Annotated in this window: 19 protein-coding genes and 1 tRNA gene; all 20 read right to left on the reverse strand. The window is 71.9% G+C overall.

Annotated elements, in window-relative coordinates; translation table 11 throughout:
• Nucleotides 1-6: 6 nt before the first annotated feature.
• Nucleotides 7-993 (reverse strand): hypothetical protein, encoded by a 987-nt coding sequence (locus ACFVUH_RS06545; RefSeq protein ID WP_355358297.1) that lies wholly within the window; start codon nt 991-993, stop codon nt 7-9.
• Entirely contained in the window at nt 990-2,228 is a 1,239-nt protein-coding gene (locus ACFVUH_RS06550; RefSeq protein WP_387911561.1) for a protein phosphatase 2C domain-containing protein, read from the reverse strand. Before ACFVUH_RS06550 ends, ACFVUH_RS06545 begins: the two co-directional genes overlap by 4 nt.
• Nucleotides 2,229-2,242: 14 nt before the next feature.
• Nucleotides 2,243-2,902: a VWA domain-containing protein gene (locus tag ACFVUH_RS06555; protein WP_355358291.1), complete on the reverse strand. Its 660-nt coding sequence runs from the start codon at nt 2,900-2,902 to the stop codon at nt 2,243-2,245.
• A 34-nt stretch (nt 2,903-2,936) separates the two neighbouring features.
• On the reverse strand, nt 2,937-3,455 hold the full coding sequence (locus ACFVUH_RS06560) for a hypothetical protein (RefSeq protein WP_387911562.1): 519 nt from the start codon (nt 3,453-3,455) through the stop codon (nt 2,937-2,939).
• The gene (locus ACFVUH_RS06565; RefSeq protein ID WP_387911564.1) at nt 3,452-4,846 is read right to left on the reverse strand and encodes a methyl-accepting chemotaxis protein; all 1,395 of its coding nucleotides are present in this window, start codon (nt 4,844-4,846) and stop codon (nt 3,452-3,454) included. The genes ACFVUH_RS06560 and ACFVUH_RS06565 overlap by 4 nt, the downstream gene beginning before the upstream one ends.
• A 211-nt stretch (nt 4,847-5,057) precedes the next feature.
• Nucleotides 5,058-5,798 carry an NAD-dependent deacetylase gene (locus ACFVUH_RS06570; protein WP_387911566.1) on the reverse strand — a complete coding sequence of 247 codons (741 nt, stop codon included), beginning with the start codon at nt 5,796-5,798 and terminating at the stop codon, nt 5,058-5,060.
• 120 nt (nt 5,799-5,918) lie between these two features.
• Nucleotides 5,919-6,503, reverse strand: coding sequence for a hypothetical protein (locus ACFVUH_RS06575; protein ID WP_387911568.1), 585 nt, complete (start codon nt 6,501-6,503; stop codon nt 5,919-5,921).
• A gap of 119 nt (nt 6,504-6,622) precedes the next feature.
• The gene (locus tag ACFVUH_RS06580) at nt 6,623-7,303 is read right to left on the reverse strand and encodes a response regulator transcription factor (RefSeq protein WP_355358277.1); all 681 of its coding nucleotides are present in this window, start codon (nt 7,301-7,303) and stop codon (nt 6,623-6,625) included.
• Nucleotides 7,300-8,493, reverse strand: a complete 1,194-nt coding sequence (locus ACFVUH_RS06585; RefSeq protein ID WP_355358274.1) for a histidine kinase — start codon at nt 8,491-8,493, stop codon at nt 7,300-7,302. The genes ACFVUH_RS06580 and ACFVUH_RS06585 overlap by 4 nt, the downstream gene beginning before the upstream one ends.
• A 91-nt stretch (nt 8,494-8,584) precedes the next feature.
• Nucleotides 8,585-9,283, reverse strand: a complete 699-nt coding sequence (locus ACFVUH_RS06590) for a hypothetical protein (RefSeq protein WP_387911570.1) — start codon at nt 9,281-9,283, stop codon at nt 8,585-8,587.
• 169 nt (nt 9,284-9,452) lie between these two features.
• A tRNA-Met gene (locus ACFVUH_RS06595) sits at nt 9,453-9,526 on the reverse strand.
• Between the two features lie 124 nt (nt 9,527-9,650).
• Nucleotides 9,651-13,544 carry a DNA-directed RNA polymerase subunit beta' gene (locus tag ACFVUH_RS06600; RefSeq protein ID WP_355358268.1) on the reverse strand — a complete coding sequence of 1,298 codons (3,894 nt, stop codon included), beginning with the start codon at nt 13,542-13,544 and terminating at the stop codon, nt 9,651-9,653.
• A gap of 101 nt (nt 13,545-13,645) precedes the next feature.
• Complete coding sequence (gene rpoB / locus ACFVUH_RS06605) at nt 13,646-17,122, reverse strand: DNA-directed RNA polymerase subunit beta (RefSeq protein WP_355358265.1); 3,477 nt, start codon at nt 17,120-17,122, stop codon at nt 13,646-13,648.
• Nucleotides 17,123-17,842: 720 nt separating this feature from the next.
• A complete protein-coding gene (gene rplL, locus ACFVUH_RS06610) occupies nt 17,843-18,226 on the reverse strand; it encodes a 50S ribosomal protein L7/L12 (protein WP_387911572.1) in 384 nt (127 codons plus the stop codon).
• Between the two features lie 90 nt (nt 18,227-18,316).
• Nucleotides 18,317-18,880 carry a 50S ribosomal protein L10 gene (rplJ, locus tag ACFVUH_RS06615; protein WP_344342466.1) on the reverse strand — a complete coding sequence of 188 codons (564 nt, stop codon included), beginning with the start codon at nt 18,878-18,880 and terminating at the stop codon, nt 18,317-18,319.
• A gap of 376 nt (nt 18,881-19,256) precedes the next feature.
• Entirely contained in the window at nt 19,257-20,135 is an 879-nt protein-coding gene (locus ACFVUH_RS06620) for a hypothetical protein (RefSeq protein WP_387911574.1), read from the reverse strand.
• A gap of 139 nt (nt 20,136-20,274) precedes the next feature.
• On the reverse strand, nt 20,275-21,081 hold the full coding sequence (locus tag ACFVUH_RS06625) for a hypothetical protein (protein WP_387911575.1): 807 nt from the start codon (nt 21,079-21,081) through the stop codon (nt 20,275-20,277).
• Nucleotides 21,082-21,260: 179 nt separating this feature from the next.
• Entirely contained in the window at nt 21,261-21,983 is a 723-nt protein-coding gene (rplA, locus tag ACFVUH_RS06630; protein ID WP_355358252.1) for a 50S ribosomal protein L1, read from the reverse strand.
• A gap of 79 nt (nt 21,984-22,062) precedes the next feature.
• Nucleotides 22,063-22,497 (reverse strand): 50S ribosomal protein L11, encoded by a 435-nt coding sequence (gene rplK, locus ACFVUH_RS06635; protein ID WP_153461023.1) that lies wholly within the window; start codon nt 22,495-22,497, stop codon nt 22,063-22,065.
• A 166-nt stretch (nt 22,498-22,663) separates the two neighbouring features.
• The gene (gene nusG, locus ACFVUH_RS06640) at nt 22,664-23,551 is read right to left on the reverse strand and encodes a transcription termination/antitermination protein NusG (RefSeq protein ID WP_387911577.1); all 888 of its coding nucleotides are present in this window, start codon (nt 23,549-23,551) and stop codon (nt 22,664-22,666) included.
• Nucleotides 23,552-23,719: the final 168 nt, after the last annotated feature.

Genomic DNA, 23,719 nt, shown 5'->3' on the forward strand with positions numbered 1-23,719 from the left:
GCCTCGTCAGCTGGGCCGCTGCAGCCGGATGCTCCCCCGGGCCGCCCGGCCGTCGAACAGCCGATCGTCCGCCGGCCGGGCCTGGCGCGGCGGCGGGGTGAAGCCCGGCGCGAGCGGGATGCTGCCCCGGCCGCCCAGCGCCAGCAGCCAGGCGGTCAGGTCCGGCCGGCTCCCGTACGGGCCGGCGGCCTGCTCCCAGACCCGCCGGACCATCTCCAGCTGCCGGTCCGTCAGCACCTGCGGCAGCGGGTCCAGCGGCGCGCCCGGCGCCACGTACGGGTCCTGCGCCAGCGTCCGGCCGATCAGCAGCGCCGCCTTGTAGCGGTCGCTGTCCACGGAGGCGCCACTGCCGTGCGGGGAGTACGGGTCCGCCCAGTTGGGCGTGTCGGCCTGCTCCAGCACCGGGGAGGCCCCGACCCGGCGGATGCCGTCGCAGTCCAGCAGGTGCACCGCCGGCTCGGGCAGCGCCGTCCAGAGCACATTGGCGTGCGAGAGGTCCCCGATCACCAGCCCCCAGCGGTGCAGCCGGTCGATCAGCCCGACCAGCTCCAGCAGCAGCGCCAGCCGCTGCTCCGGGTCGGGGCGGACGATGCCCTGGGTGGCGGGCTTCTCCGGGTACAGCAGGTACTGCGCCTCGGTGAGCTTGCGCGCGCCGGTGGCCGTCTGCCAGGTCATCGCCGACGGGGCCTCCCGCATCAGGAAGCCGACGCAGCGCGGGCCGTCCACCACCCGGCAGAGCGGCCAGGCGGCCTGGGCGTCCAGCCGCTCCCGGTCGGCCTGCGGCAGCGCGAGCCGCAGCGCGACCAGCTCGGCCAGTGCCGCGCCGTTGACCCGCCCGGCCTCCAGGTAGCGCTTGAACAGCAGGCCGGGGTAGCCGTCGAGGCGCTGCACCTTGCCCTGGCCGCCCCGGCCGGCCTCGGCGCCGACCGGGAGCAGCGCCAGGACGGCGTCCCCGCCGCCGGCCAGCGCGGTGGCGATGTCGGAGGCGCTCACGGTGCGGCCTCCCAGAGGCAGACGACCGAGCGGTCGTCGTCGTAGCTGCGCACCCGGACCTGGGTCTGCCAGAGGAACTCGGCGAGGCCGGGCACCTCACCGCCCCAGCGCTCGCCGAGGAACCCCTGCAGCTCGGGCTCCTTGAGCAGCGGGAGCGCGAGCCCGTCGGTGCAGAGCACCAGGACGTCGCCGGGGCGGGAGTCGGTGATCAGCCGGGCCCGGGCGTGCTCGTACGCTTCGGGGAGGCAGTCGGTCCGGGTGCTGATCGGCCCACCGCCCTGGCCGGCCTCGGCCGCTTCGAGGTCCTGCCAGCCGCCCTCGCGCAGGCGCAGCAGGCCGCCGTCGCCGACCGAGACGAAGCCGCGGAACGGGACCGTCGGGTCGGCCGGCACCAGCAGCGCCCGCAGGGTCGTCGAGTAGGCCTTCGGCGGACGGCCCTCCTTCCTGGCCTCCTCGGCGAGTTCGTCGGCCGCCGCCCCGATGAGCCGGCTCATCATGCTGGCGAAGTCGGGTTCGGCGCCGGTGCGCAGGAAGGCCAGCAGGGTCTCCTCCTTCCGGGCGACCTGACCGGTCAGCTTCCGGAGGATCCCGTGGGAGCCGTGGTGGGAGTGCGACTGGGAGCCGACGCCGTCGGCCACCGCGACCAGCAGCAGCTCACCGGTCCGTACGACCAGGACGGCGTCCTGGCGGCACTCGGCCGCGTAGCGGTGCCCGTCGCCGCGGACGGAGGCGGCGCGGACGGTGACCGGGCCGAACCGTCCGCCGTCCACCACGGTGTCGGGCAGCAGGGCGCCGAAGAGGTCACCGGTCGAGAGGGCGGGGATGTCGGTCGGCTCGGCGGGGTAGGCGGGGGCCTTGCGGCCGACGTGGTGCAGCGGGCCGGGCTCCCGGAACGAGGCCGGCCGGACGACGGGCCCGGGCTCGGGCTCGGGCTCGGGCTCGGCGGAAGCGGAGGCGGCTGCGGCCGCGGTGAGGGAGGCGGGGGCGACCGGGCCGTCCGCGTTCCACGGCCCGCGGACCGCCGACGGCCCCGGTCCGATCGGGCGCGGCAGGAACCCGTCCGGGACCACCGGCCCGGAGACGACGGACGGCGCCGCCGCGGTCACCGGCCCCTCCCAGCCGTACTCGTACACCGAGGCGGCGAGGTCGATCGGGTCTTCCTTGCGGGTCGGCGCGTGCTCCGGCCCCGGCTCCGCCGCGCGCCCGGCCGGCAGCTGGTTGTCGTACGCGTTCATCCGGCGGCCCGGCCTCAGAGCTTGTCGAGCGAGACGGAGGTGAACCCGGGCACGTTGTCGTCGACCTGCAGGCTCATGCCCTGGCCGGCCTCGGTCGCCCCGCTCACCGAGCGGACGATCGAGCGGGTCAGGCTGCCCGCGAACTCCCGTAGCGCGGGCGCCACGTCGGCCTTCCCGTCCTCCTGCATGAACGCCTTGAAGGTCGCGACCCGCGCGATCACGCTCCGGTCGGCCTGGCCGATGCCGAAGGCGATGATGTGCGGCCGGAACGCGGCGGCCAGCAGGTCCTGGTAGGGCTGGTCCCAGTCGGAGTCGGTCGGCACGCCGTCGGAGAGGAAGAAGACCACCGGGCGGTAGACGTCGTGGCCGTCCGCCTTCAGCGCCTGCACGTCCCGCTCGATCGCCTGGCGGAGCAGGCCGAAGGCGTTGCCGAAGGAGGTGAGGCCGGAGGCCTCCAGGGCGGGCAGCTCGTCGAGGTCGCTCAGGTCGACCAGCGGCTGCAGCTCGTGGGCGTCGGTGGAGAAGCCGATCAGCCCGAACCGGGTCTTGTCGGCGATGGTCGGGTTGGTGCTGATCTCCTGGTGGAGGTCGAACAGGGCCTTGTTGAGGGTGTCGATGTCGGCGCTCATCGACCCCGACTCGTCGCACACGGCGTAGAACGGGAGGATCTGCACTGCACTTCTCCTTCGATTGGCAGGTCGGTGGGCGTCAGCCGGTGTAGAAGTAGATCTCCAGCGAGGCGTGCCGGGGGTTGTCCGCGAGCGAGATGAAGTCCCGGGTGGTGGTGCCCCGGAACATCTCCGGACGGGCCTGGGCGAGCAGGCCGTTGACGGTGTGGGCGTAGGCCTGGCCGACGCCGGGATCGCGGTTGCTGCCGAAGGTGAGGACCACGGCCGCCTGCCGTCCGGCGTAGCGCTCGGTGGCCGCGCGGACCTGCGCGGCCAGGCCGGCCGTGTCCGAGCCGTCGCCGCTGACGTCGACGGTGACCGGGTCGTGCTCGACGCCGCGCGGCCCGGTCGGGGTGGGCGCGGCACTGGGCGTGCCGTCGGCGGTGGCACTCGCGCTCGGGGTGGCGGAGGGCCCGGTGGCGGCCCGCTCGGCGGCCACCGGATCGCCCTGGTCGCCCATCGCCACCAGGGCGAGCACGAGCAGCATGTCGGCGAACAGCCAGCCGGCCAGGTGCACGCCCCGGGCCCGCGGCCGGGCCGTCCGGAACCGGCCCCTCATCGGCCCTGCCCGTGCACCGGCACCTCGTCCAGCTCCAGCAGCGTCCGGTCGTCCACCTCGGCGGAGGCGGAGGCGGAAGCGGCGGCCGTGCCGGTGCCCCGGGACCGGGCGGCGCCCGCGTCGGGTCCCGGTCCGGACACCGTCTTCACCATGACGATGCCCTCCCCGCCGCGCGGCCCCTCCGGCCCGGAGGCGTCCAGGCGCGCCGCCGCCGCGGTGGCCGCCGAGGCCGCCGCCGCGACCCGGTCGGCCAGCATCACGACCTCCCGGGCCAGTCCGTCGAGCCGCTCCAGCACCTGCCCGTTGACGTCCGCCACAGTCTCCGCACCGGTGGTGAAGCCGCGCTGGGCGACCGCGAGATCGCGCACCGCGTCCTCCACCCGCTCACCGGCGTCGGCGAGTTCGGTGCCCACCCGGTCGGTGGCCCGCCGGACCAGCTCGGCCGCGTCGGCGAGCTGCCGCGCGCCCCGCTGGACGAGTTCGTCGGTGGCCGCCGCGCCGTCCCGGACCGACTCGGCCAGCCGGTCCCCGCTGTCCCGCACCGCCAGGCCGACCCCGTCGACGGACCTGCCGATCCCGCCGACCGCCTTCTCGACGCCGTCGACGGCCCGGCGCAGCGGCTCGACCGCCTCTCCCGCGTCGGCGAGGCGCTGTTCGGCCCCGGCGACCGAGCGCTCGACGGCCAGGGCCGCCTCGCTCAACTCGCGCTGGGTGTCGGCGGCCTGCCGGCCGAGTCGCTCCAGGGTCTCCGCCGCGCCGGTCAGCTCGGCCGCGAAGCGCTGCGGCGTGGACCGGCGGCGCTCGTTCAGCACCAGCTGGGCACGGGTGAGCACCGGCGCCAGCTCCGCCAGCAGGTCCTCCGCCTCGCCCTCGGCCGCCGCCTCACGGCGCTCGGTGCCGGCCCGGCGCACACCGTGCGCGACGGAGAGCGCCAGCAGCAGCGCGATGAACAGGGTGGCGGACAGGGCGACATCGCCGAACGTGGCCCAGCCGGGCAGCCGGCCCTCGAAGCCGGTCTGCCAGAGCTGGAGGAACGGGCGCGCGGCCTGCCGGGCGTCGGCACCGATCAGCGCCCGGTAGGCGCTGGTGGCCTGCATCAGCCCAGCCCAGGTGACCAGCAGCGGGACGAACACCAGGGCGCCCAGGGCGACTTCGGCCCAGGCCCAGAACCTCGGTTCGGGTCGCGGCCGCACCGCGGAGCGTACGCTCTCCGGCCGGACGAAGCTGTGCACCAGGTCGAGTTCGGCCCACCGGTCCAGGTCGCCGGCGCCCGAGAGCGCCAAGCCCAGCTCCCTGAGCTCTTCATGACGGTGCACCAGTCCGGGCCGGTCCGCCAGGGTCCGCAGCTCGCCCCCGATCGCGTGGCGGTCCAGCAGTGGGCCTGAGGTCATGAGGGCTCCTTCGTACGCGCCGCCGCGGAGCGGGGGACGCCTCCGGCCGGTGCGGCGCGCAGGCGCGGGCGCCCGCGCGGCCTCCCCCGGTGGCCGGAAACCGACCACACCGCTCCGCGCGGCAGCGTAGCGCAGAACGAGCGGCCGGGAGCGGCCAGTTCGGAACGCGGCAACCGATTCGTCACCGAACCCGCCGCCCCGCGGGGCGCCGTCAGGCGTACTGGGCGACCAGCTGGCGGACCAGGGCCGGCAGGGCGGTGGAGATCGGCTCGCGGACGACCTCCTCGGCGGCCTCGTCGAACGGCGTCGGCTCGGCGTTGACGATGATCAGCCGGGAGCCGGTCTTCACCGCGTTGTACGGCAGCGCGGCCACCGGGAAGACCTGCAGGCTGGTGCCGACGGCGATGAACAGCTCGCAGGCCTTGCTGATCGCGTCCGCCTGCTGCAGCACCTCGGGGTCCAGCTGCTCGCCGAACATCACGGTGCGCGGGCGCAGGATCCCCCCGCAGTCCCGGCACCGCGGATCCGGCTCACCGGCGGCGACCCTCTCCAGGGCCTGCTCCATCGGGCCCACCACCCGGCAGTCCACGCACTGCACCTCCCGTGCGGTGCCGTGGAGTTCGAGCACCTTGCGGGGTGTCTGCCCGGCCCGCTGGTGCAGCCCGTCGACGTTCTGGGTGAGCACCCGCAGCGGCAGTCCGGAGCGCTCCAGCCCGACCAGGGCCCGGTGCCCGGCGTTCGGCTCGGCGGCGAGCGCACCCGCCTCGGCGCGCATCCGCCAGGCCTTGCGGCGGACCTCCGGGTCGTCCATGTAGGGGCCGATGGTGACCAGCCGCTGTGCTTCCGGGTCGCGCTGCCAGAGTCCGTTCGGGCCGCGGTAGTCGGGGATGCCGGAGTCGGTGGAGATCCCGGCGCCGGTGAGTACGGCGATCAGCGGGCGCTTCGCGTTCATGCCCCGGACGGTACGGCCCGCACGGGCCGCCCGCCACCGAAAATCGACCGGCCACGATCGAGCCGCCGCGATCGCCCCATCGGCCCCGACCGCCCCGACCGCCACGCCCGGGAGCACCGATCAGGCGGCGACCGGGCGGGCGGCGCCGAAGCCGCCCAGCGGAGCCAGCGCCACCAGGTAGCAGCCCGCGGCGACCGGGATGAACGCCAGGTCGGCCGCCGTCAGCACGGTCCCGGCCGGCATCAGCACCGGGCTCCACCAGCGCAGCACCCGACCGGCACCGGTCGCGGCGATCACCAGCAGCGCCAGCAGGCCGACGTAGAACAGCATCGGGCCCACCGAGTAGAAGGCCGGCAGCACGCCCGGCCGGCTCTGGACCACGTCGAACAGCCGCTGCTGGTCGGCCTTGTCCACCGCCACCGCCCCGACGTACAGGTCGATCCCGATCTGCCCCAGCGAGGCGGCCAGCCCGGCGAACGCCACCCCCGCCGCCGCCCGGCCCACCGCCCCGCGCCCCCGCCCCAGCGCGGCCAGCACGGGGCCGAACAGCAGCAGCCCCAGCAGCATCAGGCCGTGCCCGACCAGCCAGCCCGGGCCCGGCTCGCGCGAGCCCTCCAGCAGCCGGATGCCGCCGTACAGCGCCATCAGCACGGGAGCCGCGACGACGGCGAACGAGGTGACGCTGCTGCGCCGAGAGGTGTCCATGGGTGCGCTCCTGACGAAGGGGCCGTTGTTCCGACACCCCGGATCCTGTCCGCCGCGCCCCTCGTCGGGGATCACCCGCACCGGCGAACCCGGCCGCTCCCCCGCGCGGGGGAGACGGTTCAGCCCTCCCCCGCCACCACCGCGCCCGCCTCGTACGCGAAGACCACCGCGTGCACCCGGTCGCGCAGCCCCAACTTGGCGAGCACATTGCTGACATGGGTCTTCACGGTGTGCTCGCTGACCACCAGCGCGGCGGCGATCTCCGCGTTGGACAGCCCGCGCGCCAGCAGGACCAGGGTCTCCCGCTCGCGCGGGGACAGCTGCTCCAGCAGCCGCGACGGCGCCCGCACCGCCCGCTCGGCGGAGCCCGGCCGGCGGGCGGCGAACTCACCGATCAGCCGGCGGGTCACCGACGGCGCCAGCAGCGCCTCACCGGAGGCCACCATCCGCACCCCGTGCGCCAGGTCGTCGCGGCGGACGTCCTTGAGCAGGAAGCCGCTCGCCCCCGCGTACAGCGCGTCGAACACGTAGTCGTCGGCGTCGAAGGTGGTCAGCATGATCACCCTGGTGCCGGGGTACTCGGCGCAGACCCGGCGGGCCGCCTCCAGGCCGTCCATCACCGGCATCCGGACGTCCAGCAGCAGCACGTCCGGCCCGTGCACCCGGACCGCCTCGACGGCCTCCGCGCCGTTCGCCGCCTCGGCGACCACCTCGATGTCCGGCTGCGCGTCCAGGATCATCCCGAACCCGACGCGCACCAGCTCCTGGTCGTCCGCGACGACCACCCGGATCGGCGTCATGACGCCACCCTCCGTTCCGTGCCCAGCGGCAGCCGGGCGCTCACCAGGAATCCCCGCCCCCGCGGCCCGGGACCGGCCTCGGCCCGGCCGCCGCAGGCCGCCGCGCGCTCCCGGATGCCGACCAGCCCGCGGCCGCCGGAGAGGCCGCTCCCCGCGGGGGCCGGCCCGCCCGGCCGCCGCCGCGCCCCGCGGCCGTCGTCGGACACCAGCACCGCCAGCTCCCCGCCCTCGCGGACCACCCGGACCGAGATCCGGCTCGCCTCCGCGTGCTTGACCGTGTTGGTCAGCGCCTCCTGCACGATCCGGTAGCCGGCCGCCTCGATGTCGGCGGGCAGCGGCCCGGCCCGCTCGTCCACCTCCAGCTCGACCCGCACCCCGGTCCGGCGCACCCGCTCGGCGAGCGCCGGCAGCTCGGCCAGCCGGGGCTGCGGCGCCAGCTCCGGCCCGCTGCCCTCCTCCTTGAGCACCCCCAGCAGGCGCCGCAGCTGGGCCATCGCGTCCCGCCCGGAGTCGGCGATGGTGTCGAACGCCTTGACCGCCCGGTCCGGGTCGCCGCGCACCACCAGCGGCCCCGCCTCCGCCTGGATCACCATCAGCGAGACGGCGTGCGCCAGGATGTCGTGCATCTCCCGGGCGATCCGGGCCCGTTCCTCGGCGACCGCCCGGGCCGCGTCGCTGGCCGCGCGACGGCCGGCCTCCCGGGCCCGCTCCGCCTCCACCGCCGCCAGCCGGCGCAGCTCCCGCACCAGGCAGCCGAAGACGAACGCGCCGACCGTGGTGATCAGCGAGAACAGCGCACCGTTCGGCGAGTGGGTCCCCACCACGTTGGCGGTCACGGTCACCGCCAGCACGCTCCAGCGCTGCCACTCCCCGGCCCGGTCGGCCACCGTGTACAGGGTGACCACGACGAACAGCGGCAGCTGCGGCATCGCCGAGTGGGCGACCACCGAGAGCACCGCCGACACCGCGCCGCTGACCACCATCACGGTGACCGGCGCGCGCCGCCGCCAGGGCAGCGGCAGGGCCGTTCCCAGCGCCAGCAGATAGACCCACCAGGGCCTGGCGGTGACGTCCTGGTACACCGACCAGAGCGAGACCGCCGCCGAGGCCGCCGCCAGCAGGCCGTCCAGCACGTACGGGTCGACCCCCGCCATCCGTGCCCGCCACCGCGCCGCCACCCGTCCGGCCATGATCCCTCCCCCGTACCGGGGGAAGCCGCCCCCGCGGAGAAGATCATGCCCGACCGGCAGCACGGTGGGCACCTCCCGGCCCGCGCCGGCCTCAGCCACCCGTGACCGCCACGCCCCCGGCCCCGGTGTGCGCCGTGATGCTGCGCGGCGCACCGGCCCGGCGCGGCACCGTCACCTCGACCCCACCGGTGTCCGCCCCGGCGTCCACCGCGTACGGCTCCTCCCCGCCGGGCACCGCGACCCGCACCCCGCCGGTGTCCGCCCGCGCCTCCACGGTGGTCGGGCTCGTCGCGAAGCCCAGGTCGATGCCGCCGGTCGCCACGCTCACCCGCACCGCCGACGAGGTCAGCCCGCTCGCCGTCACCCCGCCGGTACCGGCCTCCGCCCGCACCTCCCCCGCCAGCCCGGCCAGCCGGATCCCGCCGGTCCCGCTGCTCAGCCGGACCTTCGTCCCGGCCGGGACGGTCACCCGGTAGCCGACCCCGCAGTCCGAGCAGTCGTACGTCAGCCGCAGCGTGCCGTCGCTCACCTCGTGCCGGGTCCGCGGCGGATCACCGCGGAAGGACTGCTGCTCCACCACCCGCACCGCGTCCCCGGCGAGGACCTCGATGCCGCCGGTCAGCCCCTCGACCACCAGCTCCCGCACCGGCTCGGACACCCCGTAGGACACCGTCAGCCGCTCGGGCCCGTCCCCCGGCCCCAGGTACCCCGCCTCCCACAGGTACCCCGCCGAACCGAGCCCCACCGCCCCGGTGATCGCCACCGCTCCCAGCACCCGTCGCACAGCCATCCCCGTGTTCCTCCGCCCGTCCGCGCCGCAATCCGACGCCCCGAGCCTGTCCCGCCCTCCCCCTCCCCGGCCTCCCCCGCCGGAGCGGTTTCCCGCCCTCCCCCGCACGACGGACCCCGGGAACGCCGAAGGGCCCGGAGGCTTGAAGCCTCCGGGCCCTTCGATGCAGTAGCGGGGACAGGATTTGAACCTGCGACCTCTGGGTTATGAGCCCAGCGAGCTACCGAGCTGCTCCACCCCGCGTCGGTGAACCTGACTCTACGCGACTTCGGCCCAGAACCCCAAATCGCCTTCCGCCCGCCCCCGGGAACGCCGCTGGGCGGCCACCCCGCACGGGGTGACCGCCCAGCGATCAGCAACCTTCGACTCAGCCGGTGTACGGGCCGTAGTCGTAGTCGTCCAGCGGGACCGCCTGGCCGGAGCCGGCGCCGAAGGGCGACAGGTCGTAGTCGTCGTAGCCGACGGCCGAGTACATGGCGGCCTTGGCCTCCTCGGTCGGCTCGACCCGGATGTTGCGGTAGCGGGGCAGACCCGTACCGGCCGGGATGAGCTTACCGAGGATGACGTTCTCCTTGAGGCCCAGCAGCGGGTCCGACTTGGCGTGGATCGCCGCGTCGGTGAGGACCCGGGTCGTCTCCTGGAAGGAGGCGGCCGACAGCCAGGACTCGGTGGCCAGCGAGGCCTTGGTGATACCCATCAGCTGCGGACGGCCGGAGGCGGGGTGACCGCCCTCGGAGACCACGCGACGGTTCTCCTGCTCGAAGCGGCCGCGCTCGACGAGCTCGCCCGGGAGCAGCTCGGCGTCGCCCGACTCGATGATCGTCACGCGGCGGAGCATCTGCCGGATGATGATCTCGATGTGCTTGTCGTGGATCGACACGCCCTGCGAGTTGTAGACCTTCTGGACCTCGGCGACCAGGTGGATCTGGACGGCGCGCTGGCCCATGATGCGCAGGACGTCGTGCGGGTTGGTGGCACCCATGGTCAGCTTCTGGCCGACCTCGACCGCCTCGCCCTCGCTCACCAGGAGCTTGACACGCTTGGAGACCGGGTAGGCGATCTCGTCGGTGCCGTCGTCCGGGGTGACGACCAGCTTGCGGGTCTTCTCGGTGTCCTCGATGCGGACCCGGCCCTGGGCCTCCGAGATCGGGGCCACACCCTTGGGGGTACGGGCCTCGAAGAGCTCGACGACACGCGGCAGACCCTGGGTGATGTCGTCACCGGCCACACCACCGGTGTGGAAGGTACGCATGGTCAGCTGGGTACCGGGCTCACCGATGGACTGGGCGGCGATGATGCCGACCGCCTCACCGATGTCGACCAGCTTGCCGGTGGCCAGCGAGCGGCCGTAGCAGAAGGCACAGGTGCCGACGGCCGACTCACAGGTCAGGATCGAGCGGGTCTTGACCTCGCTGATGCCGTGGCGGATCAGCTCGTCGATCAGCACGTCACCGAGGTCGGTGTTGGCCGTGGCCAGCAGCTTGCCGTCGACGGTGATGTCCTCGGCGAGCATGCGGGCGTAGACGCTGGTCTCGACGTCGTCGGCCTTGCGCAGCACGCCGTCGGCGCCCACGGAGCCGATCGCCAGCTTCAGGCCGCGCTCGGTGCCGCAGTCCTCCTCGCGAATGATGACGTCCTGGGAGACGTCGACCAGACGACGGGTGAGGTAACCGGAGTCGGCGGTACGCAGAGCGGTGTCCGCGAGACCCTTACGGGCACCGTGGGTGGAGATGAAGTACTCCAGCACGGAGAGACCCTCACGGAACGACGCCTTGATGGGTCGCGGGATGGTCTCGTTCTTCGCGTTGGACACCAGACCACGCATACCGGCGATCTGGCGCATCTGCATCATGTTTCCACGGGCGCCCGAGTCGACCATCATGAAGATCGGGTTGGTCTTCGGGAAGTTCGCGGACATGGCGTCCGCGACCTCGTTGGTCGCCTGGGTCCAGATGCCGACGAGCTCCTGCTTGCGCTCGTCGTTGGTGATCAGACCGCGCTCGTACTGCTTCTGGACCTTCTCCGCCTTCGCCTCGAAGCCCTCGAGGATCTGGGGCTTGCTCGGCGGGACGATGACGTCCGAGATCGAGACGGTGACACCCGAACGGGTCGACCAGTGGAAGCCGGCCGCCTTCAGGTTGTCCAGGGTCGCCGCGACGGTGACCTTGGGGTAGCGCTCGGCCAGGTCGTTGACGATCGCGGAGAGCTGCTTCTTGCCCACCTCGTAGTCGACGAACGGGTAGTCCTCGGGCAGCAGCTCGTTGAAGAGCGCGCGGCCCAGGGTGGTGCGCAGGCGGAAGGACTCGCCCTCGAACCAGTTCGACTGGCCGTCCTCGTCCAGCGGCGGGGTCCAGCCACGGGGCGGGACGGTGCCGATGGGCAGGCGCAGCTCGATCGGGGCCTGGACGTCCAGCTCGCGGGCGTCGAAGGCCATGATCGCCTCGGCGGTCGACGAGAAGGTGCGGCCGGCGCCCTTCACGTTGTCGCGGTCCGAGGTCAGGAAGAACAGACCGAGCACCATGTCCTGGGTCGGCATGGTGACGGGGCGACCGTCGGCCGGCTTCAGGATGTTGTTCGAGGACAGCATCAGGATGCGGGCCTCGGCCTGCGCCTCCGCGGAGAGCGGCAGGTGGACGGCCATCTGGTCACCGTCGAAGTCCGCGTTGAACGCGGTGCAGACGAGCGGGTGGATCTGGATGGCCTTGCCCTCGACCAGCTGCGGCTCGAAGGCCTGGATGCCGAGGCGGTGCAGGGTGGGCGCACGGTTCAGCAGGACCGGGTGCTCGGCGATGACCTCTTCGAGGACGTCCCACACGACCGGACGGGCGCGCTCGACCATGCGCTTGGCCGACTTGATGTTCTGCGCGTGGTTCAGGTCGACCAGGCGCTTCATCACGAACGGCTTGAAGAGCTCCAGCGCCATGGCCTTGGGCAGACCGCACTGGTGCAGCTTGAGCTGCGGGCCGACGACGATGACCGAACGGGCCGAGTAGTCGACGCGCTTGCCGAGCAGGTTCTGACGGAAACGACCCTGCTTGCCCTTGAGCATGTCGCTCAGGGACTTCAGCGGGCGGTTGCCCGGGCCGGTGACCGGACGGCCGCGGCGGCCGTTGTCGAACAGCGCGTCGACGGCCTCCTGGAGCATGCGCTTCTCGTTGTTCACGATGATCTCGGGCGCGCCGAGGTCGAGAAGCCGCTTCAGGCGGTTGTTGCGGTTGATGACACGGCGGTACAGGTCGTTCAGGTCGGAGGTCGCGAAGCGGCCACCGTCCAGCTGCACCATCGGACGCAGGTCCGGCGGGATGACCGGGACGCAGTCCAGCACCATGCCGTTGGGCTTGTTGGTGGTCTGCAGGAACGCGGAGACGACCTTGAGGCGCTTCAGCGCACGGGTCTTCTTCTGGCCCTTGCCGGTGCGGATGATCTCGCGCAGGCGCTCGGACTCCTCCGCCAGGTCGAAGGTCTCCAGGCGGTCCTTGAGGGCCGCCGCGCCCATCGAGCCGGAGAAGTAGGTGCCGAAGCGGTCGCGCAGCTCGCGGTAGAGCAGCTCGTCGCCCTCGAGGTCCTGGACCTTGAGGTTCTTGAAGCGGGCCCACACCTCGTCGAGGCGGTCGAGCTCGCGCTGCGCGCGGTCGCGCAGCTGCTTCATCTCGCGCTCGGCACCCTCGCGCACCTTGCGGCGCACGTCGGCCTTGGCGCCCTCGGCCTCCAGCTCGGCCAGGTCGGTCTCGGCCTTCTTGGCACGGGCCTCGAGGTCGGAGTCGCGGCGGTTCTCGATCTGCTGGCGCTCGACCGAGACGTGCGCCTCCAGGGACGGCAGGTCGCGCTGGCGGCGCTCGTCGTCGACCCAGGTGATCATGTAGGCGGCGAAGTAGATGACCTTCTCGAGGTCCTTCGGCGCCAGGTCGAGCAGGTAACCGAGGCGGGACGGCACACCCTTGAAGTACCAGATGTGGGTGACCGGGGCGGCCAGCTCGATGTGGCCCATCCGCTCACGACGCACCTTGGCGCGGGTCACCTCGACGCCGCAGCGCTCGCAGATGATGCCCTTGAAGCGGACGCGCTTGTACTTACCGCAGTAGCACTCCCAGTCCCGGGTGGGGCCGAAGATCTTCTCGCAGAAGAGGCCGTCCTTTTCGGGCTTCAGGGTGCGGTAGTTGATGGTCTCCGGCTTCTTGACCTCGCCGTGGGACCACTGGCGGATGTCGTCGGCGGTGGCCAGGCCGATGCGGAGCTCGTCGAAGAAGTTGACGTCAAGCACTGGTCGTCAAGCCCTCTTTCGTAAGTCGAGAGTCGTTCGTGTGGTCTGAGGGGGGCCTGGGGGCGGGCCGGCCCGGGGCTACCGGGCCGGCCCGACCTCCGTCAGACCTCTTCGACGCTGCTCGGCTCGCGCCGGGACAGGTCGATGCCGAGCTCCTCGGCGGCGCGGAAGACGTCCTCGTCGGAGTCCCGCATCTCGATGGACTGGCCGTCCGAGGACAGCACCTCCACGTTGAGGCAGAGCGACTGCATTTCCTTGATGAGGACCTTGAAGGACTCGGGAATGCCGGGCTCGGGGATGTTCTCGCCCTTGACGATGGCCTCGTAGACCTTCACGCGGCCGAGGACGTCGTCGGACTTGATGGTGAGCAGCTCCTGCAGCGCGTACGCGGCGCCGTATGCCTCAAGGGCCCACACCTCCATCTCACCGAAGCGCTGACCACCGAACTGCGCCTTACCACCGAGCGGCTGCTGGGTGATCATCGAGTACGGGCCGGTCGAGCGGGCGTGCAGCTTGTCGTCGACCAGGTGGTGCAGCTTGAGGATGTACATGTAGCCGACCGAGACGGGCATCGGGAACGGCTCGCCGGAGCGGCCGTCGAACAGCCGCGCCTTGCCGGTGGAGTTCACCAGGCGCTCACCGTCACGGGTGAGGGTGGTGTGGTCGAGCAGACCGGTGATCTCGTCCTCGCGGGCGCCGTCGAACACCGGGGTGGCGAGGTTGGTGCCGCCCTCGACCTTGTCGGCGCCGATCGCCTGCAGGCGCTTGGCCCACTCGTCGGCGAGGCCGGAGACGTCCCAGCCCTGCTTGGAGAGCCAGCCGAGGTGGATCTCCAGGACCTGTCCCGGGTTCATTCGGGACGGGACACCCAGCGGGTTGAGGATGATGTCGACCGGGGTGCCGTCCTCCAGGAACGGCATGTCCTCGACCGGCAGGATCTTGGAGATGACGCCCTTGTTGCCGTGACGGCCGGCGAGCTTGTCACCGTTGGTGATCTTGCGCTTCTGGGCCACGTAGACGCGGACCAGCTGGTTGACACCCGGGGGAAGCTCGTCGCCCTCCTCGCGGTCGAACACGCGCACGCCGATGACCTTGCCGGACTCACCGTGCGGGACCTTCAGCGAGGTGTCGCGGACCTCACGGGCCTTCTCGCCGAAGATCGCGCGGAGCAGGCGCTCCTCCGGGGTCAGCTCGGTCTCACCCTTCGGGGTGACCTTGCCGACCAGGATGTCGCCGGTGACGACGTCGGCGCCGATGCGGATGATGCCGCGCTCGTCGAGGTCGGCGAGGACCTCCTCGGAGACGTTCGGGATGTCCCGGGTGATCTCCTCGGGGCCGAGCTTGGTGTCACGGGCGTCGACCTCGTGCTCCTCGATGTGGATCGAGGAGAGGACGTCGTCCTGGACGAGGCGCTGCGACAGGATGATCGCGTCCTCGTAGTTGTGACCCTCCCACGACATGAACGCCACGAGGAGGTTCTTGCCGAGGGCCATCTCGCCCTCGTCGGTGCAGGGGCCGTCGGCCAGCACCTGGTTGACCTCCACCCGGGTGCCCTCGTCCACGAGCACCTTCTGGTTGAAGGCGGTGCCCTGGTTGGAGCGGGTGAACTTGGCGGCGCGGTACGTGGTGTACGTGCCGTCGTCGTTGGCCACGGTGACGTAGTCGGCCGAGACCTCCTGGACGACACCCGGCTTCTCGGCGGTGATGACGTCCGCGGCGTCGACGGCGCAGCGGTACTCCATGCCGGTGCCGACCAGCGGGGCCTCGCTCTTCAGCAGCGGCACCGCCTGGCGCATCATGTTCGAGCCCATGAGCGCGCGGTTGGCGTCGTCGTGCTCGAGGAACGGGATCATGGCGGTCGCGACCGACACCATCTGGCGCGGCGAGACGTCCATGTAGTCGATCTCGGTGCCCGGGATGTAGTCGATCTCGCCGCCACGGCGGCGGACCAGGACGCGGGGCTCGGCGAAGTGCAGGTCCGCGGTCAGCGGGGCGTTCGCCTGGGCGATGACGTAGCGGTCCTCCTCGTCGGCGGTCAGGTAGTCGACCTGCTCGGTGACCACGCCCTCGACGACCTTGCGGTACGGGGTCTCGATGAAGCCGAAGGCGTTGACCCGGCCGTACGAGGCCAGCGACCCGATCAGACCGATGTTCGGGCCTTCCGGGGTCTCGATCGGACACATGCGGCCGTAGTGCGAGGGGTGCACGTCACGGACCTCGAAGCCGGCGCGCTCACGGGAGAGACCGCCGGGGCCGAGGGCGGACAGACGGCGCTTGTGGGTCAGGCCCGACAGCGGGTTCGTCTGGTCCATGAACTGCGACAGCTGGCTGGTGCCGAAGAACTCCTTGATGGAGGCGACGACCGGCCGGATGTTGATCAGGGTCTGCGGCGTGATCGCCTCGACGTCCTGGGTGGTCATGCGCTCGCGCACGACGCGCTCCATACGGGCGAGACCCGTACGGACCTGGTTCTGGATGAGCTCGCCCACGTTGCGCAGGCGGCGGTTGCCGAAGTGGTCGATGTCGTCGACCTCGACCACGATGTCGCGGCCGGTCTCGTCACGCCAGTCGACCTCGCCGGCGTGCAGCTTGACCAGGTACTTGATCGCGTTGATGATGTCGGGCTCGGTGAGCACACCGGAGTCCAGCGACTCGGCGTTGCCGAGCTTGCGGTTCACCTTGTAGCGGCCGACCTTGGCGAGGTCGTAGCGCTTCGGGTTGAAGTACAGGTTCTCCAGCAGCGTCTGCGCGGCCTCGCGCGTCGGCGGCTCGCCCGGACGCAGCTTGCGGTAGATGTCCAGCAGCGCGTCGTCCTGGCCCTGGGTGTGGTCCTTCTCCAGGGTGGCGCGCATCGACTCGTACTCGCCGAACTCCTCGAGAATCATCTCGTTGGTCCAGCCGAGCGCCTTGAGCAGCACGGTGACCGACTGCTTGCGCTTGCGGTCGATGCGAACGCCGACCATGTCGCGCTTGTCGATCTCCATCTCCAGCCAGGCACCACGCGAGGGGATGACCTTGCAGGAGTAGATGTCCTTGTCGGACACCTTGTCCAGGGTGGAGTCGAAGTACACGCCCGGGGAGCGGACGAGCTGCGACACGACGACACGCTCGGTGCCGTTGATCACGAACGTGCCCTTGTGGGTCATGAGCGGGAAATCGCCCATGAAGACCGTCTGAGACTTGATCTCACCGGTCTCGTTGTTGGTGAACTCGGCCGTGACGAAGAGCGGGGCGGCGAACGTGAAGTCGCGGTCCTTGCACTCGTCAATGGAGTTCTTCGGCGGCTCGAAACGGTGGTCGCGGAAGGTCAGGGACATCGACCCGCTGAAGTCCTCGATCGGTGAGATCTCCTCGAAGATCTCCTCCAGACCGGACTTGGTGGGAACGTCCAGACCGTTCTCCAGCGCCTGCTCGACCCGGGTCTTCCAGGCCGCGTTGCCGAGCAGCCAGTCAAAGCTCTCGGTCTGCAGGGCCAGGAGGTTCGGGACCTCGAGGGGCTCCTTGATCTTCGCGAAGGAGACGCGGAGCGGGGCGGTGGATGCGGCGGAATTGTTCGAGGCGTTGCGCGGCGCGGCCAAGAGGGGGGTCCTTCCGAGGGCTCGGAGCTCACTACGCGCGTACCAGCCGGGCCTTCACGGGCTTGGTCCCACCTCCCTCGCCACTGGCCTCTGCCGAGGTCGAAACCCCAGGTCAGAGCCGCTTTGCGGAGTTGGTGCCAGACCCCTTCGGGGCAACGCAAACTCCGGGCGACGAGTCACGGAGCAGCTAACAGGCAGCGCAAAGGGACAGTGTAGCCAAAGGCGACACTGCTGTCCAGCTCTGATTCGGAGACCGAATCGGAGACTCCTCCCGGTAGCCGTCGGGCGCGAACGCCCGCCGGGTACTGCACCGGCCCGGACTTGCCGGGCCCCACGACTCACGTGGAGTCACTTCCCGCCGGAGCCGCCGGTTATGCATCCGACGGGGGACCAACCGGGCCGACTCGCGCCTCGAGAATCGCGCGCCCTGCCGGGTTCGTCAAGGGCCCGCCTCCGGCGCGGGCCTCGACCCCTTCATCGCGCCGGACCACCCCGGCGTTACAGAAGCCGTGGTCGGGGCCTCACCCGATGACAGCGATCACCATACCCGCCCGCACCGACAGTGCCGAGTGAGCGTTCGGCCACACCGGTGTGTCCACGGACGAGGCGGCCTCCGGGGCCCGGGAACGGGGCCGCCGGGGCCGGAGAACACAAAAGGCCGGGCCGACCACCACAAGGGTGATCGGCCCGGCCCGCGGCCCCCTCAGAGGGGGCGAGAAGTCACTTGACGGTGACCTTGGCGCCGGCGGCCTCGAGGGCGGCCTTGGCCTTCTCGGCAACGTCCTTGGCAACCTTCTCCAGGACCTTGGCACCGGCGGTGTCAACGAGGTCCTTGGCCTCCTTCAGGCCGAGGGAGGTCAGGGTGCGCACCTCCTTGATGACCTGGATCTTCTTGTCGCCCGCACCCTCGAGGATGACGTCGAACTCGTCCTGCTCCTCGGCAGCGGCCTCGGCGGCGGCCGGGCCACCAACGGCGGCAACGGCGACCGGAGCGGCAGCGGTGACGTCGAACTTCTCCTCGAAGGCCTTCACGAAGGCGGCCAGCTCGATGAGGGTGAGCTCCTCGAACTGCGCGAGCAGCTCGTCCTGGGTCAGCTTCGCCATGATTGGCGTCCTTCCACTAAATCGGCAGGTGGTGCCGGATGTACGGGTTGGCGGGCGTACGGGCCCGCAGCGAGGCATGGCCCCGGCCGATTACTCGGCCGCGGTCTCCTCGGCGGCGGGAGCCGGCGTACCGGCACCGCCCTGCTCGACCTTGTCGCGCAGCGCGTCCACAGTGCGGACGAGCTTCGACGGCAGGGCCTGGAAGAGCGCGGCAGCCTGGGACTGCTTGGCCTTCAGGGCACCCGCCAGCTTGGCGAGCAGCACCTCGCGGGACTCGAGGTCCGCGAGCTTCTTGATCTCGTCGGCGGACAGCGCCTTGCCGTCAAGGACACCGCCCTTGATGACGAGAGCGGGGTTCTCCTTGGCGAAGTCACGCAGAGCCTTCGCCGACTCCACCGGGTCACCGGTGACGAAGGCGACAGCCGTCGGACCGGCGAACAGGTCGTCGAGCTCCGTGATCCCGACCTCATTGGCCGCGATCTTGGTCAGCGTGTTCTTCACCACGGCGTACTGGGCGTTGTCACCCAGGGAGCGACGCAGGGTCTTGACCTGCTTCACCGTGAGACCGCGGTACTCGGTCAGCACGGCCGCGTTCGAGCCACGGAAAAGCTCCGTGATCTCGGCGACGGCAGCAGCCTTGTCGGGCCTAGCCATAGGCTTACGCCTCCTTCCGTGATGTCGAAGTCCGGCCGACCGCAAGAGTCGACCATTCGCGCCTCGAACCACCGGACGAAGGAAACCCCCTGCGGAAAAGCAGATGAGCCCCGGTGCGCAGGCGCACGGGGCTCGGCGTGAACTCGACGGATCCACGTGCGGGGCACGCGACCCGGAGGTCAAAGCTCCAAACAGTCCTGCGCGGGCTGCCTGCGCGTGAAGCGCAGATCCTTCGGTCGCGAGCTTCCTCACGGACGCACGGCGACAACCAGCGGTCTTTGGCTTCCGCCACAGTAGCCGGACGCCGCCGTCCGGGGCAAATCGCCCCCGGCGGCGGCCCGACCCGGGGCAAGGGGCCGGCCTCGGCGGGCCGGGATCAGCGGGCCAGCGGGGAGGTGCTGCGGGTGCCGGTGTCCACGGTGTCCGCCTCCGCCGGGGCCTGCGCCGAGAGCGCGCCGCCGGGCTCGGAGTAGAGCACCGAGTCGTCCAGCCGGCCGCTGTCCCCCGTCCCGGTCCGCTCCATCCGGACCAGCTGGTCCTTGTCGTTCAGCCAGAGGTCCAGGGTGAGCGAGGCCGAGCCGCCGGGTGCCAGCGCGGCCCGCAGGCCGTCCCGGCGGGCCGGGGCGAGCTGGGTCTGCGCCGCCGCGTAGCGGGCCGCGTCGGTGGCCACCCGGTAGTGCTCGACCGTCGAGTCCTCGAACTTTTCCTCGCCGACGTACTGGGCGGTGATCCCGTCGGCGGTCGCGGCGGCCAGCGCCACCACCGGGTTGATCAGGTCGATCAGCCCGGCGTAGGGGATCTCCCGGTGCCCGTCCGGGCCCGGCGTACCGGCGAACCGCTCCCAGTGCTTGCCGCCCAGCCTGGCCGCGGTGGCCGCGTCGCCGCCCTCGTAGGCGACGGTGTCCACGACGATCAGCTGCTCGGCGGCGGCCGGGGTGGAACGTTTGACCTGGAGCGCGGTCTTCGGCTGCCAGAACAGCGGCCCGGAGCCGGCGTCCGCGCCCAGCCGGTAGCTCACCTTGGCGCGGCGGGCGGTCTGCATGGCCAGCTGGGAGGAGAGCAGCACCCCGTGCGGCGAACGGTCGGTCGGCTTGGCCGGCCAGGTCGGCGAGGCGCTGCTCGGCGTCGGCGTCGCCTCGCCGGGCGCGCTCGGCGAGGCGGACGGCTCCGGGCCGCCGGCCGAACTGCACCCGGCCGGGCCGGCCGCCAGCACCGCGACGGCGACCACCGCCGCCAGCCGCTGCCGCACCGCCATCCGCGCCTCCCCAACTGCCACTGATCCGGCCGGACTCCCGCTCGGGCCGGGACGTCCGTTCCTGCCCACCTTGCCACCCGGGCTCACGCGACCCGGTGGCACCCCCCGCCACTCGGCCGCACGACCCGCCACGGGAGCCCTACGGACTCGGCGCGACGGACTCGGCGGGCTCGGCGGGCTCGGTGACGTCCGTGGTGGTCACCACCGCGCCGGCCGTGCCGCGGACGGTGGAGCGCACCCGTTGCAGCCGGTCACCGGGCGCCACCCAGAACTCGTAGTCGAGCGTCTCGACCCCGTTCCGCTCGTAGTAGTCGAGCACCTCGGTCAGCCGCGCGGGGCTCAGCCCCTCCTCGGCGCCGAAGTAGTCCGCCACCGACGCGGTGCCCCGGTAGTGCGCGACCGTCCCGCCGTTCAGCTGCTCGCCGCCGAGCGGGGTGAGCCGGCCGGCCAGCGCCATCGTGTGCGCCGGGCCGCCGGGGTTGGACAGCAGCCCGGTGATCCAGCCGCCGGCCCAGCCGGTCGCCCCGGCCGTCCCGGCGGCCCCGGCGGAGGCCCGCGGATCCAGTGACTCCGCCTTGTCCCGGTCCGCTGTCCTGGGCGCGGCCCCGGGGTAGCCGAGCTCCAGCACGCCGTCCTGCCGGTGCAGCCGCCCGGTGCCCAGCTCGTCGGTGACGGTCAGCTCGGCCGCGTCGCGGGCGCCCCAGGTGAGCGTGCCGTCGGCGCTGCGCCGCCCGCCCGGCCCCTCCTGGACCACCTGCACCCGGGCCCCGCCGGAGTCGTCCAGCCGCTGGGAGGCGGACAGCAGCACCTGCCGGGGCGGACGCACGGTGGGGCGGTCGCTGATCGGGGTCCGGTCGCCGGACACGGCCAGCACGCTGCACGCGGTCAGGCCGGCGGCGAGCAGCAGCAGGGCCGCCCCCTTGGCGGCGGGGCGAAGGGCGGGCACGGCACTCTCCGGCGGTCGGACGGCGGCGGCCCCGGGACGGGAGCACGCGGGCGGACCGGGCGAGCGTACGACGGACCGCGCCCCGGTTCCCCCCACCGGGGGTATCGATCGGGAAACGACGGCGGGCCCGCACCCCCGGCGAAGGGGGTACGGGCCCGCCGTACGGACGACGGCTGCGATCAGACCGCGGCCGGGTCCTCCTCGACGAGGAGGTTACGGGTGCGGTTCGGGTCCACCTGGATGCCGGGGCCGATGGTGGTCGAGAACGCGGTCTTCTTGATGTAGCGGCCCTTGGCGGCGGACGGCTTGGCGCGGAGCACCTCGTCCAGCGCGGCGGCGTAGTTCTCGACCAGCTGCTCGTCGGTGAAGGAGGCCTTACCGATGATGAAGTGCAGGTTCGAGTGCTTGTCGACGCGGAACTCGATCTTGCCGCCCTTGATGTCGTTGACAGCCTTGGCGACATCGGGGGTGACGGTGCCGGTCTTCGGGTTCGGCATCAGGCCACGGGGACCGAGCACGCGGCCGAGGCGGCCGACCTTGCCCATGAGGTCCGGGGTGGCGACGACGGCGTCGAAGTCCAGCTTGCCCTTGGCGACCTCGTCGATGAGCTCGTCGGCACCGACGATGTCGGCACCCGCAGCACGCGCGGCCTCGGCACGCTCGCCGGTCGCGAAGACCAGGACCCGAGCGGTCTTACCGGTGCCGTGCGGGAGGATCACGGTGCTGCGGACCATCTGGTCGGCCTTGCGCGGGTCGACACCCAGACGCATGGCGACCTCGACGGTGCCGTCGAACTTGCTGGTGCTGGTCGCCTTGGCGAGGCGGATGGCCTCGAGGGGGGCGTAAAGGCGCTCGCGGTCGACCTGGGCGTCCGCGGCCTTCAGGGCCTTGCTGCGCTTCATAGCTGCTCCTGAATGGTGATGGGAGTTGTGGTAGTCACGGGCCAGCGCAGGCCCTACCACGGGGGACGAGAAGGGGTGATCAGCCCTCGACGGTGATGCCCATCGACCGGGCGGTGCCGGCGATGATCTTCTCCGCCGCGTCCAGGTCGTTGGCGTTCAGGTCGGGCATCTTGGTGGTGGCGATCTCGCGGACCTGGGCGCTGGTGAGCTTCGCGACCTTGGTCTTGTGCGGCTCGCTGGAGCCCTTCTCGACACCGGCGGCCTTCAGGATGAGGCGCGCGGCCGGCGGCGTCTTCGTGATGAAGGTGAAGGAACGGTCCTCGTAGACCGTGATCTCCACCGGCACGATCATGCCGCGCTGCGACTCGGTCGCAGCGTTGTAGGCCTTGCAGAACTCCATGATGTTGACGCCGTGCTGACCCAGCGCGGGGCCGACCGGCGGGGCCGGGTTGGCCGCACCGGCGTTGATCTGGAGCTTGATAAGCCCCGTGACCTTCTTCTTCTTGGGAGGCATGTCTCTCCGGGTCCTTCCGAGAGGTGATTGCTGGTGTGCGCGGAACCGGGGCGACACCCGGTCGCCAGCACACACATCGGACCAGGCTAACGCCTCGGCGTCGCTGGACCAAAACGGATGCGGGGCGGGGGCCTCGGCCCCCGCCCCGCATCCGAAGAGTGTGGGACTAGTTCTTCTGGATCTGGTCGAAGGAGAGCTCGACCGGGGTCTCCCGGCCGAAGATCTCGACCAGGCCCTTGACCTTCTTCGAGTCCGGGTTGATCTCGTTGATGGTCGCCTGGAGGGTGGCGAACGGACCGTCGGTGACGGTGACCGAGTCGCCGACCTCGAAGTCGAGCACCTGGATCTCGCTGGGCTTGACCGGCGAGGGCTTGCCGGCCTCCTTGGCCGCCTGGCGCTCGACGTCGGGGGCGAGCATCTTGACGACCTCGTCCAGCGTCAGCGGGTACGGGTCGTAGGCGTTGCCGACGAAGCCGGTGACACCGGGGGTGTTGCGCACGACGCCCCAGGACTCGGGGGTGAGGTCCATGCGCACCAGGACGTAGCCGGGGAGCTTGTTCTGGCGGATGGTCTTGCGGTCGCCGTTCTTGATCTGGACGACCTCCTCCTGCGGCACCTCGGCCTGGAAGATGTACTCCTCGACGTTGAGGGAGACGGCGCGCTGCTCCAGGTTCTGCTTCACCCGGTTCTCGTAGCCGGCGTAGGTGTGGATCACGTACCACTCGCCCGGCATGAACCGCAGGTCCTCGCGGAACTTGGCGACCGGGTCGACCTCCTCGGCCGGCTCCTCCGCGGTCTCCTCGGCGACGGTCTCCTCGGTCTCGGCCTCGTCCTCGGCGGCCTCGTCGGACTCCACGTGCAGCGCGGCCTCCTCGGCCGACTCCCCGGCCTCGGCCTCGTCGTGCGCCTCGGCCTCGTCCTCGTCGGCGTCGACGGCGTCCACGATCTGCTGCTCGTCGGTCTCGACGTCGTCAGCCAGCTCGGCCGCGTCCTCGGCGGCGACATCCGCCTCGCGGACGGTCTCGTCGGCGTCGTACAGGGGGGACTCAGACACGGTGGCTGCTTCTTTCCTGGAGATGGTGAAGGTGGCGCGCTCCGCGACGGACCGGCGACGCTCCGCTCACGCGGTCGCCGGACGTTCGCCTCGGAGACTTCAACAGTACCGAGTCCACGGTAGCGGCCTCATCCCGCCGACGCAGACAGCTCGACCCGGGCCGAGGAC

Source organism: Kitasatospora sp. NPDC058032 (assembly GCF_042885845.1).
Taxonomy (GTDB): Bacteria; Actinomycetota; Actinomycetes; order Streptomycetales; family Streptomycetaceae; genus Kitasatospora.